The organism is Ruegeria marisflavi, from assembly GCF_025673445.1.
GTDB lineage: Bacteria > Pseudomonadota > Alphaproteobacteria > Rhodobacterales > Rhodobacteraceae > Ruegeria_B > Ruegeria_B marisflavi.
Genome location: NZ_JAOVQN010000010.1, coordinates 1 through 13611 on the forward strand (window position 1 = coordinate 1; position 13611 = coordinate 13611).

The 13611-nt window shown below is 65.8% G+C and carries 13 protein-coding genes; 5 read left to right on the plus strand and 8 right to left on the minus strand.

The window, feature by feature from the left end:
• Positions 1 to 105: 105 nt before the first annotated feature.
• Together OEZ49_RS10870 and OEZ49_RS10875 are read right to left on the minus strand one after the other, a co-directional pair.
• Positions 106 to 1017 (minus strand): DMT family transporter, encoded by a 912-nt coding sequence (locus OEZ49_RS10870; protein WP_263388323.1) that lies wholly within the window; start codon positions 1015 to 1017, stop codon positions 106 to 108.
• 67 nt (positions 1018 to 1084) lie between these two features.
• A complete protein-coding gene (locus OEZ49_RS10875) occupies positions 1085 to 1690 on the minus strand; it encodes a LysE/ArgO family amino acid transporter (RefSeq protein WP_263388324.1) in 606 nt (201 codons plus the stop codon).
• A 91-nt stretch (positions 1691 to 1781) separates the two neighbouring features.
• On the opposite strand from OEZ49_RS10875, the gene OEZ49_RS10880 reads away from it, so the two are divergent.
• Entirely contained in the window at positions 1782 to 2666 is an 885-nt protein-coding gene (locus OEZ49_RS10880) for a LysR family transcriptional regulator ArgP (RefSeq protein ID WP_263388325.1), read from the plus strand.
• Positions 2667 to 2706: 40 nt separating this feature from the next.
• On the plus strand, positions 2707 to 3399 hold the full coding sequence (locus OEZ49_RS10885; protein ID WP_263388326.1) for a nitroreductase family protein: 693 nt from the start codon (positions 2707 to 2709) through the stop codon (positions 3397 to 3399).
• 3 nt (positions 3400 to 3402) lie between these two features.
• On the opposite strand, the gene OEZ49_RS10890 is transcribed toward OEZ49_RS10885, so the two are convergent.
• Genes OEZ49_RS10890 through OEZ49_RS10905 form a run of 4 tightly spaced genes read right to left on the minus strand, consistent with a single transcriptional unit; the run spans position 3403 to position 8154 of the window.
• On the minus strand, positions 3403 to 5178 hold the full coding sequence (locus tag OEZ49_RS10890) for an SLC13 family permease (protein ID WP_263388327.1): 1776 nt from the start codon (positions 5176 to 5178) through the stop codon (positions 3403 to 3405).
• A gap of 59 nt (positions 5179 to 5237) precedes the next feature.
• Positions 5238 to 6743, minus strand: a complete 1506-nt coding sequence (locus tag OEZ49_RS10895; protein WP_263388328.1) for a tripartite tricarboxylate transporter permease — start codon at positions 6741 to 6743, stop codon at positions 5238 to 5240.
• A gap of 27 nt (positions 6744 to 6770) precedes the next feature.
• Complete coding sequence (locus OEZ49_RS10900) at positions 6771 to 7199, minus strand: tripartite tricarboxylate transporter TctB family protein (RefSeq protein WP_263388329.1); 429 nt, start codon at positions 7197 to 7199, stop codon at positions 6771 to 6773.
• A 10-nt stretch (positions 7200 to 7209) separates the two neighbouring features.
• Positions 7210 to 8154, minus strand: a complete 945-nt coding sequence (locus OEZ49_RS10905) for a tripartite tricarboxylate transporter substrate binding protein (RefSeq protein WP_263388330.1) — start codon at positions 8152 to 8154, stop codon at positions 7210 to 7212.
• Positions 8155 to 8357: 203 nt separating this feature from the next.
• On the opposite strand from OEZ49_RS10905, the gene OEZ49_RS10910 reads away from it, so the two are divergent.
• The 3 genes from OEZ49_RS10910 to OEZ49_RS10920 all read left to right on the plus strand — a co-directional run bounded on the left by OEZ49_RS10910 (position 8358) and on the right by OEZ49_RS10920 (position 11764).
• Positions 8358 to 9098 carry a YebC/PmpR family DNA-binding transcriptional regulator gene (locus tag OEZ49_RS10910; protein WP_263388331.1) on the plus strand — a complete coding sequence of 247 codons (741 nt, stop codon included), beginning with the start codon at positions 8358 to 8360 and terminating at the stop codon, positions 9096 to 9098.
• 201 nt (positions 9099 to 9299) lie between these two features.
• On the plus strand, positions 9300 to 10034 hold the full coding sequence (locus tag OEZ49_RS10915) for a glutamine amidotransferase (protein WP_263388332.1): 735 nt from the start codon (positions 9300 to 9302) through the stop codon (positions 10032 to 10034).
• Positions 10035 to 10102: 68 nt separating this feature from the next.
• Positions 10103 to 11764 (plus strand): FAD-binding dehydrogenase, encoded by a 1662-nt coding sequence (locus tag OEZ49_RS10920; RefSeq protein WP_263388333.1) that lies wholly within the window; start codon positions 10103 to 10105, stop codon positions 11762 to 11764.
• A gap of 41 nt (positions 11765 to 11805) precedes the next feature.
• Here the strand turns inward: OEZ49_RS10920 and OEZ49_RS10925 are convergent, their stop codons facing one another.
• Together OEZ49_RS10925 and OEZ49_RS10930 are read right to left on the minus strand one after the other, a co-directional pair.
• On the minus strand, positions 11806 to 12231 hold the full coding sequence (locus OEZ49_RS10925; protein ID WP_263388334.1) for an ester cyclase: 426 nt from the start codon (positions 12229 to 12231) through the stop codon (positions 11806 to 11808).
• Between the two features lie 155 nt (positions 12232 to 12386).
• On the minus strand, positions 12387 to 13577 hold the full coding sequence (locus OEZ49_RS10930) for a TPM domain-containing protein (protein ID WP_263388335.1): 1191 nt from the start codon (positions 13575 to 13577) through the stop codon (positions 12387 to 12389).
• Between the last annotated feature and the right edge of the window lie 34 nt (positions 13578 to 13611).

Sequence of the window (13611 nt, forward strand, 5' to 3'; positions counted from 1 at the left end):
GTCCATTCAGACCTCCCTTTTGGGAGTTTGAATCAGAACCTAGACCAGATGGGAATCCTGAATCTCAACAGACCCTAGGGCGCGCGCCGAGCCGCTTGCAAGCGTTCAGAGCTTGGGCGCGATGCTGGGCGGGGTGATCTGGCGGCGTTTCAGCACCGCCTCGCGCCAGGTGATGAAGCTGACCGAGGCCAGGATCAGCGTACCACCCGCGATCACCCAGGGGTCGATCCCCTCGCCAAAGACCAGCGCGCCCAGCAGCGTGGCCCAGATCAGTTGCAGGAAGGTCACCGGCTGGGTCACCGCCACCGGCGCGGCCTTGAGCGCGAGGGTCATGAAGTAATGCCCGGCGGTGGCGAAACAGGCGATGGTGAACAGCACGGCGACCTGATGCCAGGTGGGGGTCTGCCAGACCGCCACGGCAAAGGGGATCATCGCCACGGTGACCCAGACCGACAGATGCGCGACCACCACGGCCGGGCTGAGATCATCGACCGCCACCTTGGCCAGCAGGTAGGAACCGCCCAGCGTCAGCGTGGTGCCGAGCATCGCCAGATGCCCGGGCGAGACCTCGCGAAAGCCGGGGCGCAGGATGATCGCAGCGCCGATCAGCGCCACGAAGATGGCGGTGATCCGGCGCGCGGCCAGTTTCTCGCCCAGGAACAGCGCGGCGCCGAGGCTGACATAGACCGGCGTGAGGTAGTTCATCGCCGTGACCTCGGCCAGCGGGATCTGGGTCATGGCAAAGAACCACAGCATCACGCCCACCGAATGGATGGCGCCGCGCACACCGAAGATGGTCCAGTGGCGGCGGGTCAACCGGGCGGACAAGATCTGACGCAGCGCCGGCAGCAGAAAGACGATGCCGAAGAGATAGCGCAGGAAAGCCGACTGGATCGGGTGCATCCCCTGCCCCATCGACTTGACCAGCGCGGTCATCACCACAAAGCAGAGCCCCGCCGCAAGCATCCAGAGGATACCGGCAACAGGGCGGGCGTCAGGGGGCAGGTCCGGCGTCATGCCTGAGGTTGAACACCCAATTTCTGGCCGGGGCAACCCTTCACATGACAACAAGTTCCGGCGTGAGTCACGCCAGCAGGAGTTTGGCGGCGATGGTCCACATGGTCAGCGTCACCAGCGTGTCGAGCACCTGCCACGCGCGAGGGCGGGCAAAGAGCGGCGCCAGCAGTCGCGCGCCATAGCCCAGCGCAAAGAAGAAGGTGAGGCTGGCCAGCGCCGCGCCGATGCCGAAACTGAGCCGGTCGGGGTATTGCGCTGAGATCGAGCCGATCAGCACCACGGTGTCGAGATAGACATGCGGGTTGAGCCAGGTGAAGGCCAGCACCGTCAGCAGCACCGGGCGCAGCGGCAGGCTTGCGCCGTTTGCAGGGCCCGCGTCCAGCGCTTCGACCTTGGTAAAGGCGGCATGCAGGCTGCGCGCGCCGTACCAGATCAGGAAGGTCGCGCCGCCATAGCGCATCAGCGGCTCGAACCAGTCCGCCGCCTGTGTCAGGCTGCCGAAGCCCGCCACTCCGGCGGTGATCAGCAGCGCATCGGAGAGGGCGCAGGTCAGGCAGACGACGAACACGTGCTCGCGCCGGATGCCCTGGCGCAGGACAAAGGCGTTCTGCGCCCCGATGGCAAGGATCAGCCCGAGGCTGAGCGCGTATCCGGCGAAGAAGGCAGGCGACATGGGCGGCGATCCTTGATTGTGTCGGGGTTTGACTAGACGGCGCACGCAGTTTAAGCCAGTTAAAGATACTGACGGTGATTTAGATTTCCTAATGCAGTTCGATCCCCAGCATCTGGCGGCCCTGGCCGCCATCCTGCGGCTTGGCAGTTTCGAGGGCGCCGCTAGCGCGCTGTCGGTGACGCCTTCGGCGGTCTCGCAGCGGATCCGCGCGCTGGAAGAGCGGGTGGGCCTGCCGCTGATCCATCGCGGCACGCCGTGCACCGGCACCGCCGCCGGGCTGCGGCTGGCGCGACATGCCGAGGATGTGGGTCTATTGGAGGCGCAGGTGAGCCGCGATCTGGCGCTGGACCAAGGGGATGGGCCGGTGCGGGTGCGGATCGCGGTCAATGCCGACAGCCTGGCCACCTGGTTTCTGGCAGCGATGACCGGGGTCAAAGATGTGCTGTTCGACCTGGTGATCGACGATCAGGATCATTCCGCCGACTGGCTCAGGCGTGGCGAGGTGGCGGCCGCCATCACCGCCAATGACAAGCCGGTGCCGGGCTGCGACGCGCATCCGCTGGGCGCGCTGCGCTATATCGCGACGGCCAGCCCCGCCTTTATGCAACGCTGGTTCGTGGGCGGGGTCACGGCCGAGGCGCTGGAGCGCGCGCCCTGCCTGACCTTCAACGCCAAGGACCGGCTGCAACAGCGCTGGATCGAGGCGCAGACCGGCGCGCGGCTGAACCCGCCCTGCCACTACCTGCCGTCCTCGCAGGGGTTTGTCGATGCCGCATTGGCCGGGATGGGATGGGGGATGAACCCGCGCGCCCTGGTGCGCGGGCAGCTCGACCGGGGGGATCTGGTGCCGCTGATCCCTCACCGGCCGCTGGACGTGCCGCTGACTTGGCAGGTGAGCCGGGTGCTGACCCCGGCGTTGGCGCCTCTGACGCGCGCAGTGCGGCGGGCGGCGGTGCTGGGCTTGAACCCGGACTGAGACTGCCGGATAAGGTTGCGACAGTCTTGGAGGATGCGCCATGTTTGCCCGCGACGCTCTCAGTTATTCCGCCCTGCCCTTGCCCGACCGGGTCGAGATGAGTGACGACCAGATGCTGGTCGCGGCCGAGGCGTTTCACGACACCATGCGCCGCCGCCATACGGTGCGTGACTACGCGGACCGACCGGTGCCGCGTACGGTAATCGAGGCTTGCATCCGCACGGCGGGCACCGCGCCCTCGGGCGCCAATCACCAGCCCTGGCATTTTGTGGCGGTGGCCGATCCGGCGCTGAAGGCGCGGATCCGGGAGGAGGCCGAGGAGGAAGAGCGGCGGTTTTATGCGGGGGGCGCGGGCGACGAGTGGATCAAGGCGCTGGAGCCCATCGGCACCAATGCGGTGAAGGAACATCTGACGGTTGCGCCCTGGCTGATCGTGGTCTTTGCCCAGCGCTGGGGCCAGTTCGACGACGGCACCCGCTACAAGAACTATTACGTGCCCGAGAGCGTCAACATCGCCACCGGCTTCCTGCTGGCGGCGCTGCATCACGCGGGGCTGTGCGCGCTGACCCATACGCCGAACCCGATGCGGTTCCTGAATGACGCGCTGGGGCGACCGGCCTCCGAGAAACCCACGATGATCATCGCGGTGGGGCATCCGGCGAAGGATGCGACCGTGCCCGAGGTGGCCAAGATCAAGAAACCGCTGAGCGAGATCGCGAGTTTCGCGGAATAGCGCTTACATCGGCCAGAACAGCAGGATGGCCGGGATGGTGACCGCGACGATCAAGAGTTCCAACGGCAGGCCCATGCGCCAGTAATCGCCGAAATGATAGCCGCCGGGACCAAGGATCAGCGTGTTGTTCTTGTGCCCGATCGGGGTCAGGAACGCCGCCGAGGCCGCCACCGCCACCGCCATCAGGAACGGATCGGGCGAAACGCCCAGCGCATTGGCCATCTGGATGCCGACGGGGGCAGCCACAATAGTCGTCGCGGTGTTGTTGAGCACATCCGACAGCGTCATCGTCACTACCATCAGCACGGTCAGGATGGCCCAGGCGGGCCAGCCTTGGGTCAATGTCACCAACCCACCCGCGATCAGTTGCGTCCCGCCCGAGGCCTCGAGCGCGGCCCCCAGCGGGATCATCGAGCCCAGAAGCACCACCACCGGCCATTCGATATGGTCATACAGCTCGGCAATGGGCAGGATACCGGTCAGCACATAGGCCACCACCACCAGCCCCAAGGCCACCGGCAGGTAGAGAAGCCCGACCGAGGCCGCCAGCACCGCCGCACCAAAGAGGCCGATGGCCAGCCAGGTCTTGTCATTGGCCGTTACGCTCAGGCCCCGCGTGGCCAGCGGCAGGCAGCCCAGCCACTCGGTCACATCCGGGCCCCGGTCGCGCGGGCAGAGCAAGAGAAGGATATCGCCGGGCTGCACCTCGGTCCGGCGAATGTGCTGGGTGATCCGGGTGCCCTGGCGCGAGATGCCCATCAGCACGGTGTTCTGCCGCCAGCTGAGCCCCAGCCCCTGCGCGGTGCGCCCCGCGATGCGGGCGCCGTCAGTCACCACCACCTCGATCACGTCGAGCCCCTCGCCTGCCGCCGTCAGCGCCTGCTGGCGTTCCTTGTCCGAGAAATCAAGGCTGAGGGCGGCGCGGAATTCATCGAGCGCCTCGGGCGTGGCCTCGATCACCAGCGTATCGCCGGCGGCCAGGATGGTGTTGGCGGCACGGCCATAGCGGCGCTGGCCGTCGCGGATCAGACCCAGAAGCGCCACGTCGGCCTTTTCCGCCTCGGCGTCCAGTTCAGCCAGGCGTTTGCCGATATGGGGCGACCCTTCGGGCACTGTCAGTTCGGCAATGTATTCGGCCAGCGCCTCGGCCGCCTCGGCAGCGCCGCCGCCGCGTGTAGGAATCAGCCGCCAGCCGATCAGCGCCACAAAGATCAGCCCCGCCAGCGCCGCCGCCCCGCCGACCGGAGCAAAATCGAACATGTGGTATGGCTCACCCAGCGCCTCGGCCCGGATCGAGGCGATGATGATATTGGGCGGCGTGCCGATCAGCGTAACCATACCGCCAAGGATGGTGGCGAAGGACAAGGGCATCAGCGTCAGCGCCGCTGCCCGCCCCGCCTTGCGCGCGGTCTGGATATCGACCGGCATCAGGAGCGCCAGCGCCGCCACGTTGTTCATGAAGGCCGAGAGCACCGCGCCGATGCCGCCCATCAGCGCGATATGGGCGCCAAGGCCGCGCGAGGCATCGACCAGCGTGCGGGTGATCAGGAACACCGCGCCGGATCGCACCAGCCCGGCCGAGACCACCAGCACCAGCGCCACCACGATGGTGGCGGGATGGCCGAAGCCAGAGAATGCGTCCTTGACCGGGACCAGCCCCAGCACCACCCCCAGCATCAGTGCCGAAAACGCCACCAGATCGTAGCGGAACCGCCCCCAGAGCAGCAGCGCAAACACCGCCGCGAAGAGAGAGAAGAGCAGGATCTGGTCAAGCGTCATGGGCGAAATCTCCGGCAGTCAGAGCAGCTTACCCCGCGCCGGAGGGAAGGGCCACAGGCTCAGCGCGTTTCGCTTTCGGTGTCGCGGCGGCGGGCCAGCGCGACCGCAGTTACCAGTGCCAGCGCCATCAGGGCCAGCGCAAACGGGTAATCGAGCAGCTTTTGCGGCTGGCCGTTCAGCAGGGCCAGCGTCTGCGACAGCGAGATTTCCAGCCGGGGACCGAGGAAAAAGGCGATGATGAAGACCACGACCGAGATGCCGAAGGCGGACATCACATAGGCCAGAAGCGCAAAGACCAGCATCACCCCGATGCCAAACAGCCCGCCCGAGGCCAGCGCCACTCCGACGAAACACATCAGCAGCGCCGAGGCAAAGATGAAGGGTTCCGGCGCGGAGACCACCCGCACCCAGAACCGCAAGCCAAGCTGCCCGACCCAGAGGTTGATCAGGTTGGCGATGATCATCGCGCCGAACAGGCCATAGACCAGCTGCCCCTGCTGCGAGAACAGGAAGGGGCCGGGCTGGATGCCGTGGATCATGAAGGCGCTGATGATCAGCGCGGCGCTGACGCTGCCGGGTATGCCGAGCGTCAGCATCGGGATCATGTTCGCACCCATGACCGAGGAATTGGCCGATTCCGACGCGGCGATGCCGTGCAGGCTGCCCTTGCCAAAGCTCTCGGGCTCTTTCGACGCCTGCCGGGCCGAGGCATAGGACATGAAGGCCGCCGCCGTCGAGCCGATGCCCGGAAGCGCGCCCAGAATGGTGCCGATCACCGCGCCGCGCAGCATGGTGAAGCGGCAGCCCCAGTATTCGGCCCAGCTGACGCTGCGGTCGGAGCGCGGCTGGTTGCGCGGCAGGGTGATTGCCGGGCGCACGGTGCCGCGCGTTTCGCTTAGGCGTTTCAGCAGTTCCGAAATCGCCAGCATGCCGATCGCGACCGAGGCCAGCGGCAGGCCGTCGTAAAGCTCGTAATTGCCAAAGATCAGCCGGGGCGAGCCATGTTCGGGATCGGTGCCCACCATCGCCGCCATCAGGCCCAGCGCGATGGCCACCACGCCCTTGACCAGCGACTGGCCCATCAGCCCAGCGATGACGGCAAAGGCGAGCAGCATCAGGCCCAGAACCTCGACCGGGCCCATGCGCAGCGCCAGGATCGCCATCGGCGCCGAGACGGTGATCAGCACGATATCGCTGAACGTGTCGCCGGTGATCGAGGAGAACAGCGCCATCTTGGTCGCCTTGAGCGGTTTGCCCCGTTTCGCCAGCGGATAGCCGTCAAGCGCGGTTGCCGCCGCGTCGGGCGTGCCGGGGGTATTGAGCAGCACCGCAGGGATCGCACCGCCCACCAGCCCGCCCTTGTTCACCCCCACCAGAAAGGCGATGCCGGTCAGCGGGTCCATGCCAAAGGTGAACGGAATGGCGATGGCCGTCGCCATCACCGGCCCGATCCCCGGCACCGCACCGACAAACTGCCCCAGCGCCACGCCGAACAGGATGAAGAGCAGGTTGATCGGGGCAAGGGCATCGCCAAACCCGGCGAGGATGACGCTCAGTTCCGGCATCTTTGGCCTTTCGTCATGAGGGCGGGGTTACGGCAGCGGGCGGTCGAGCAGCACCACAACCGTGAACCAGATCGCGGCGGGCATTCCGGCGGCCCCCAGCACCAGCCAGAGCGGCCGCCGTTCATGCGCAAGCCACATCAGCACCAGCGCCATGGGGGGGGCAACCAGGACAAAACCCAGCCACGACATCGCCGCCAGCCCCAGCACCAGAACCCCGGCAAAAAGCATGGCGCGCGCCCAGTAGAACCGCCTCGGGCGCACATCGCCCGGCGGGCGGATCAGCAGCGCCAGGCCACACAGGCCCAGCACCATCGCCAGGATACGGGGCAAAGTCCGGGGCTTGAGCCAGCCATAATCGGCCGCCTGCGCCTGCCAGGGGATGATGGTGGCGAAAAACGCCACCGCCAGCAGGATCAGGAACAGGCCCAGCAGCCGGTCGCTTGTCTTGGCTTGCATGCTCGGCCCGTCACTTGCCGAACAGTGCACCCACGTTCACCAGCCCGTCACGCAGCATCTTTTCGGTGCCTTCGGGGCCCATGTTCTCGATCGGCGATTTCAGCGAGTTCATCACCACGGTCTTAACCTCTTCGCTGTCGAGTGCTGCAGCCAGCGCCTCGGTGATCGCCATGCGGGCATCCTCGGGCGTGCCCTTGGCGGCGGCAAAGAAGAACACCGGATCGACATAGATGTCATAGCCCTGTTCCGGCAGGGTCGGCGTGTCAGGGGCATAGTTGTGGCGGGTGTTGTTCATGCTGGCGATCATCTTGATCTCGCCGCTTTCCAGGAAGGGCAGATGCTCGCCCGCCTCGAACCCGGCGATGGCCTGACCACCCAGCACCAGTTTCAGGTTCTCGGCCCCGCCCTTGGTCGAGAGGAACTGGAACTCGGCGCCCGATTTCGCCATCACCTGGCGCATCGCCAGTTCCTGCGGTTTGGCATCAAAGGCCAGCGGCGCGGCCCCGTTGGCCTTGGCATATTCGATCAGCCCGGCGACATCGTCGAACGACGCATCGGCACGGGCAAAGAGGCCCAGCTGCGCCCGCGCCGCGGTGCCGAGATAATCGAAACTGTCCAGATCGAAACCCAACTCTCCGGGCTTGTTCACCAGGTTCACCAGGATCGGCATGTTGACGCCCAGCCCGACCACCGAGCCATCGGCGGGGCGGTTGGCGATCCCGGCGAACATGGCGACGCCGCCGCCGCCCGGCTTGTTCTCGGCAATCACGTTCCAGCCGGTCTGTTCCTTCATCACCTTGGCCACGACCCGGCCGATAGTGTCGGTCGAGCCACCGGCACCGAACCCGATCTGAAGCGTCAGGTTGCCCTTGGGCGCCCATTCGGCCTGGGCGATACCGGCCACCAATAGACCGGCCGCAGCCGCAAATGCGGCGAGTGTCTTGCGAAATGTCATGGTTCTGTTCCTCCCTGAACATGGCCTGCGTCCACGGGAGCGCCCGCGTCGCATCGTCGTAGGCTCTGCCCTAAGTAAAACATGAATTACTTAACAAGCCAACAAATTTTCGTGAGTCCGGCGGGGCGCCAAACGGGGATTGAAGCCCCCCCGGCCCTTCGTCTATAGAAGCGCGGTCAAGCCAAATACGTCGGGAGTTCCACATGGCCGGCCATTCCAAATGGGCAAACATCCAGCACCGCAAGGGCCGGCAGGACGCCGCGCGGTCAAAGCTGTTCTCGAAGTTCTCGAAAGAGATCACCGTTGCAGCCAAGATGGGCGACCCGGACCCGGACAAGAACCCGCGCCTGCGCCTGGCGATCAAGGAAGCCAAGTCCCAGTCGATGCCCAAGGACAATATCGAACGCGCTATCAAGAAGGCGATCGGCGGCGATGGCGATGCCTATGAGGAAATCCGCTATGAGGGCTATGGCCCCAACGGCGTGGCGGTGATCGTCGAGGCGATGACCGACAACCGCAACCGCACCGCGTCGAACGTGCGCTCGACCTTTACCAAGCATGGCGGCAACCTGGGCGAGACCGGCTCGGTGGGCTTCATGTTCGAACGCAAGGGCGAGGTGGTCTATCCGGCCGAGGTTGGCGATGCCGACACCGTGATGATGGCGGCGATCGAGGCCGGCGCCGAAGACGTGGAAAGCTCGGAAGAAGGCCACGTGATCTGGTGCGCCGATACCGACCTGAACGAGGTATCGACGGCGCTGGAAGCGGAGTTGGGCGAATCGGATTCGACCAAGCTGGTGTGGAAACCCACCACCACGACCGAGCTGGATCTGGATGCGATGCAAAAGCTGATGAAGCTGGTGGATGCGCTGGAAGACGACGACGACGTGCAGCGCGTGACCACCAATTTCGAAGCCTCCGACGAGGTGATGGCGGCGCTATAAACCCGCCCAAGGCGGGGGGCGCTGCCCCCGCCGCCCGTTCCGGGCGACTCCCCCGGAGTATTTCCGACCAGAAAGAAGCAGCAGGGCCTGCTCTCTTCATTTCGCCCCAAATACTCCGGAGCGCGAGGCAGAGCCTCGCTTGGCCCCTTCCGGCCATGCACGCGCTTGCCCGGCAGGGCACTGCGCGTTAGACGAAGCGCCATGAAACGCTTTCTGATCCTGCAATTGCGCCCCGAAACCGATGCTGCTGACGCCGAGTTCGCCTCGATCCTCGACAAATGCGGGATCGGGCCGGAGCGGGCGCATCGCATCCGGCTGGATTGTGAAGACCTGCCCGAGGGGTTGGATGTGACCGATTACGCGGGCGTCATCGTCGGCGGCGGCCCCGGCTGTGTCAGCGACGATCCCGCCACCAAGCCCGCGGCCGAAGCGCGGATCGAGGCGGCGATCCTGGGGCTGATGCCGCAGATCACCGGTGCTGATCATCCCTTCATGGGCTGCTGCTATGGGCTGGGCGTGCTGGCGGCGCATCTGGGCGGCGCGGTCAGCAAGGCGCGCTATGACGAGCCGGTCGGCCCCTCGACCTGCACGCTGACAGCAAGCGGCGCGACCGATCCGCTGACCGCTGGCCTGCCCCCGGTTTTCGAGGCCTATGTGGGTCACAAGGAGGCGGTGCAGGCGCTGCCGCCGGGCTGTACCCATCTGGTCGCCTCGGCCCCCTGCCCATATCAGATGATCCGCTGGGGCGAGAATGTCTATGCCACCCAGTTTCACCCGGAAGCGGATGCGCATGATTTCGAACAACGCATCCAGATCTACAAGGATCATGGTTATTTCCCGCCCGAGGATGCCGAACGGCTGATCACGCTCTGCCATTCGGCCGAGGTCACTGCCCCGGGCGAGATCCTGCGCCGCTTTGCCCGGCGCTATGGCTGACCCAACGGCGCCGTTGCCTGTTGCCCCGCCCCCGTCCTAGGCTGACACTAGGACAGGGGAGGATGGATATGGGCGCGAATACCGCCGATGCGATCATCGTGGGCAGCGGGTTGGCCGGGCTGGTCGCCGCCGCCGAACTGGGCGACCGGGGCAAGCGGGTGATCCTGCTGGATCAGGAACCCGAGAGTTTCCTGGGCGGTCAGGCCTTCTGGTCGCTGGGCGGGCTGTTCATGGTCGACACCCCCGAACAGCGCCGCATGGGCATCCGCGACAGCGCCGATCTGGCCCTGCGCGACTGGATGGGCAGCGCCCGGTTCGACCGCGCCGAGGACGCCTGGCCGCGCAAATGGGCTGAGGCCTATGTGGAATTCGCCGCCGGCGAGATGCGCCCCTGGCTGCATGCGATGGGCCTGCGCTGGTTCCCGGTGGTGGGCTGGGCCGAGCGCGGCGGGTCCTATGCCAATGGGCATGGTAACTCTGTGCCGCGCTTTCACATCACCTGGGGCACCGGGCCGGGCGTTCTGGCGCAGTTCCAGCGCCGGGTGCGGGACCACGTGGCGGCAGGCCGGATCGAGATGCGGTTTCGCCATCAGGTCAGCCATATCATCATGCAGCACGGTGCCGCGACCGGGGTCTCGGGCGAGGTTCTGGCAGATGACAGCGCCCAACGCGGGCAAAAGACCAACCGCGACGAGGTGGGCGAGTTCGAGGTCTATGCCCCCTCGATCCTGGTCACCTCGGGCGGGATCGGCGGCAATTTCGACCTGGTGCGCAAGGCCTGGCCGCGCGACCGGCTGGGAGAGCCGCCGCGCGACATGGTGGCGGGCGTGCCGTTCCATGTCGATGGCCGGATGATCGCGATTTCGGAACGGGCGGGCGGCCATGTGATCAACGGCGACCGGATGTGGCATTACACCGAGGGCGTGCGCAACTGGGATCCGATCTGGCCCGACCACGGCATCCGCATCCTGCCCGGCCCCTCGTCGATGTGGTTCGATGCGCGCGGCAACCGGCTGGCGCCGCCCTGCCTGCCGGGGTTCGACACGCTGACCACACTGCGCGAGATCCTCAAGACCGGATACGAATACAGCTGGTTCGTGCTGACCCAGAAGGTGATCAAGAAGGAATTCGCGCTCTCGGGCTCGGAACAGAACCCCGATTTCACCTCGGCCAAATGGTCCGAGGTGATCCGCCAGCGCATCCTGTCGGGCAAATCCGCAACTGCGCCGGTGGAGGCTTTCAAGCAGCATGGCGAGGATTTTGTTGTCGCCCACAGCCTGAGCGAATTGGTGCGCGGCATGAACCAGCTGGGCGAGGTGCCGATCGACGAGGCCCATCTGCGCGCCCAGATCGAGGCGCGCGATGCGCAGATGGACAACCCATTCACCAAGGATGCGCAGATCATGGCGATCCATGCCGCGCGCAACTATCGCGGCGACCGGCTGATCCGCACCGCCAAGCCGCACAAGTTCCTCGACCCCGCCAATGGTCCGCTGATCGCGGTGCGCCTGCATGTGCTGACCCGCAAGACGCTGGGTGGGCTGCATACCAATCTGGATGGCCAAATGCTGGGCGCCGATGGGCAGGTGGTGCCGGGCCTTTTTGCGGCGGGCGAGGTCTCGGGGTTCGGCGGCGGTGGATACCACGGCTATAACGCGCTCGAAGGCACCTTCCTGGGCGGCTGCATCTTCTCGGGCCGCAATGCCGGGCGGTCGCGGGCCATGGCCTGAGGATCAGGCAGAAGCCCGCATTTGGTCCGCCCCGAAAAGTCCTACTCCATCAAACCCAGCTGGCGGACAATTGTGACACTGTCGTAATAGTCGCGCCCTTCGACCACCTTGCCATCCCGAACACGCATGACCGAGCAATAGCGCACCTCGGCCCGCCGACCGGTCGGCTGGAAATCACCAAGGCTGGACCGCAGAACCCCGGTATGCGTCCCGGTGTTGCGGAACTCGACCGTCGCCCATTCGCCACATTGGCTGACGATCACATTCTCCACCTTGCACAGCCCGTCGGGAAAGGCCTCGCGCCAGCGATTGTAGTCAGCCTTGTACGCTTGTTTCCCCGGCAGTTTTTCACCGCGCGCTATGTCTTCGAAATCGCAATCCTCGGCGATCACGGCAGCACCGCGCTCGGGGTCGCGCAGGTCCCAGGATTCGTGAAACTGGCGCACAACCTTTTCGGTTGGATGCATGGCTTTGCCTCCCTTGCCATATGGGGGCAAGGGTACCCGTCCGACCTGGCTTGTGTCGAGGGTGCTCTCCTTCGAGCAGACCACCCTGCCCTCATCCTCTTGCTAAAAATATCCCGGGGTGAATGCGGCGCAGCCGCAGAGGGGCAGCGCCCCTGCTACCAGCTTCCCGAAGCGCCGCCGCCCGAGGAGGAGCCGCCGCCGAACGACGACCGCCCCGAACCACCGCCATTGCTGTCGCTGATCCTGGGGATCGTACGGGTCTCGCTGTTGTGATAGGCGCAATGTCGGCAATCGTAATCCACCCGCTTGCGCCCCTCGCGCGATTTGGTGGCGGCGGTCAGCACGGTCGAGGTGGTCGAGAGCGTGCGATAGTTGCATTGCGGACAGGCGCCAAAGGAAGAGAACCAGCTTTTATAGCGGTGAATGTCGATATGGCCGCATCCCGGGCAATGCCAGACGTCATAGTCGACGGATTTGAGGAATTCCTCCAACCGCTGGCCGCCGTCGAGATGTTCGTCATCGGCCTCTTCCCCGGCGCGGACCAACACCGTGCGGCATTGCGGACAGGGGCGCGGGCGGGTGCGCAGATAGCGGCGCAGCCACAGCGCCAGCCCGCCCAGCGGCACCAGCACCAGCGCCAGCACCCATTCGCCGATCCGGTCGACCGCGCGCGCGATCCAGGACCAGCCGCGCTGTGCGGTACCCATGTCCCAGGCGCCGGGATAGCTGCCGGTCAGCTCGCGCACGGTCTCGTCCACCCCAGCCTCGATCCCCTTCTGGTATTCGTCGCGCCGGAAATACGGCAGGAACCCTGTGTCGATCACCCGTTGCATCCGGGCGTTCCAGCTCATGTCGTAGCCCGCGCCGATCTCGATCCGCATGCGCCGGTCATAACGCGCGACCAACACCAGCACCCCGTCGTTGCGGCTGGCGTTGCCGATCCCCCAGGCATTGAACAGCCCGGTGGCAAAGGGCTCGATCTCGCCTTGGTGGCCATATTGCCCCATGTTGTCGATGATCAGCACCGTCATCTCGATGCCCGCGTAATCGTAGAGGTCGATCAGGACCTGGCGGATGCGGCTTTCCGCATCCTCATCCAGCAGGTCGGCATAATCGTTGACATAGACATCGGCATAGCCGGGATAGGTCGCGCCGTCCGCGCCGGTGACGGTGCGCGCGGATTTTTCGATTTCGGATTTAACCGTTTCCGCGGCCTCGCCAGGCGGATTGGGCGGCACGACCGAGACCGGGCGCGTCAGCAGGCCGATGCCATAGCCGATCGCCCAGCCAAGAAACAGCACCACCCCGGCGATGGTCAGCGCCATGCGGATGTCCTGTTTCGTCATACCTGCCCTCCTGGCTTTGCCGCAGCATAGGCAC

Coding starts and splice junctions, on each gene's coding strand:
- OEZ49_RS10875 (WP_263388324.1), bottom strand. CDS start 1,690: ATGTCGCCTGCCTTCTTCGCCGGATACGCGCTCAGCCTCGGGCTGATC.
- OEZ49_RS10915 (WP_263388332.1), top strand. CDS start 9,300: ATGAAACGCTTTCTGATCCTGCAATTGCGCCCCGAAACCGATGCTGCT.
- OEZ49_RS10900 (WP_263388329.1), bottom strand. CDS start 7,199: ATGCAAGCCAAGACAAGCGACCGGCTGCTGGGCCTGTTCCTGATCCTG.
- OEZ49_RS10905 (WP_263388330.1), bottom strand. CDS start 8,154: ATGACATTTCGCAAGACACTCGCCGCATTTGCGGCTGCGGCCGGTCTA.
- OEZ49_RS10895 (WP_263388328.1), bottom strand. CDS start 6,743: ATGCCGGAACTGAGCGTCATCCTCGCCGGGTTTGGCGATGCCCTTGCC.
- OEZ49_RS10885 (WP_263388326.1), top strand. CDS start 2,707: ATGTTTGCCCGCGACGCTCTCAGTTATTCCGCCCTGCCCTTGCCCGAC.
- OEZ49_RS10925 (WP_263388334.1), bottom strand. CDS start 12,231: ATGCATCCAACCGAAAAGGTTGTGCGCCAGTTTCACGAATCCTGGGAC.
- OEZ49_RS10870 (WP_263388323.1), bottom strand. CDS start 1,017: ATGACGCCGGACCTGCCCCCTGACGCCCGCCCTGTTGCCGGTATCCTC.
- OEZ49_RS10930 (WP_263388335.1), bottom strand. CDS start 13,577: ATGACGAAACAGGACATCCGCATGGCGCTGACCATCGCCGGGGTGGTG.
- OEZ49_RS10880 (WP_263388325.1), top strand. CDS start 1,782: ATGCAGTTCGATCCCCAGCATCTGGCGGCCCTGGCCGCCATCCTGCGG.
- OEZ49_RS10890 (WP_263388327.1), bottom strand. CDS start 5,178: ATGACGCTTGACCAGATCCTGCTCTTCTCTCTCTTCGCGGCGGTGTTT.
- OEZ49_RS10920 (WP_263388333.1), top strand. CDS start 10,103: ATGGGCGCGAATACCGCCGATGCGATCATCGTGGGCAGCGGGTTGGCC.
- OEZ49_RS10910 (WP_263388331.1), top strand. CDS start 8,358: ATGGCCGGCCATTCCAAATGGGCAAACATCCAGCACCGCAAGGGCCGG.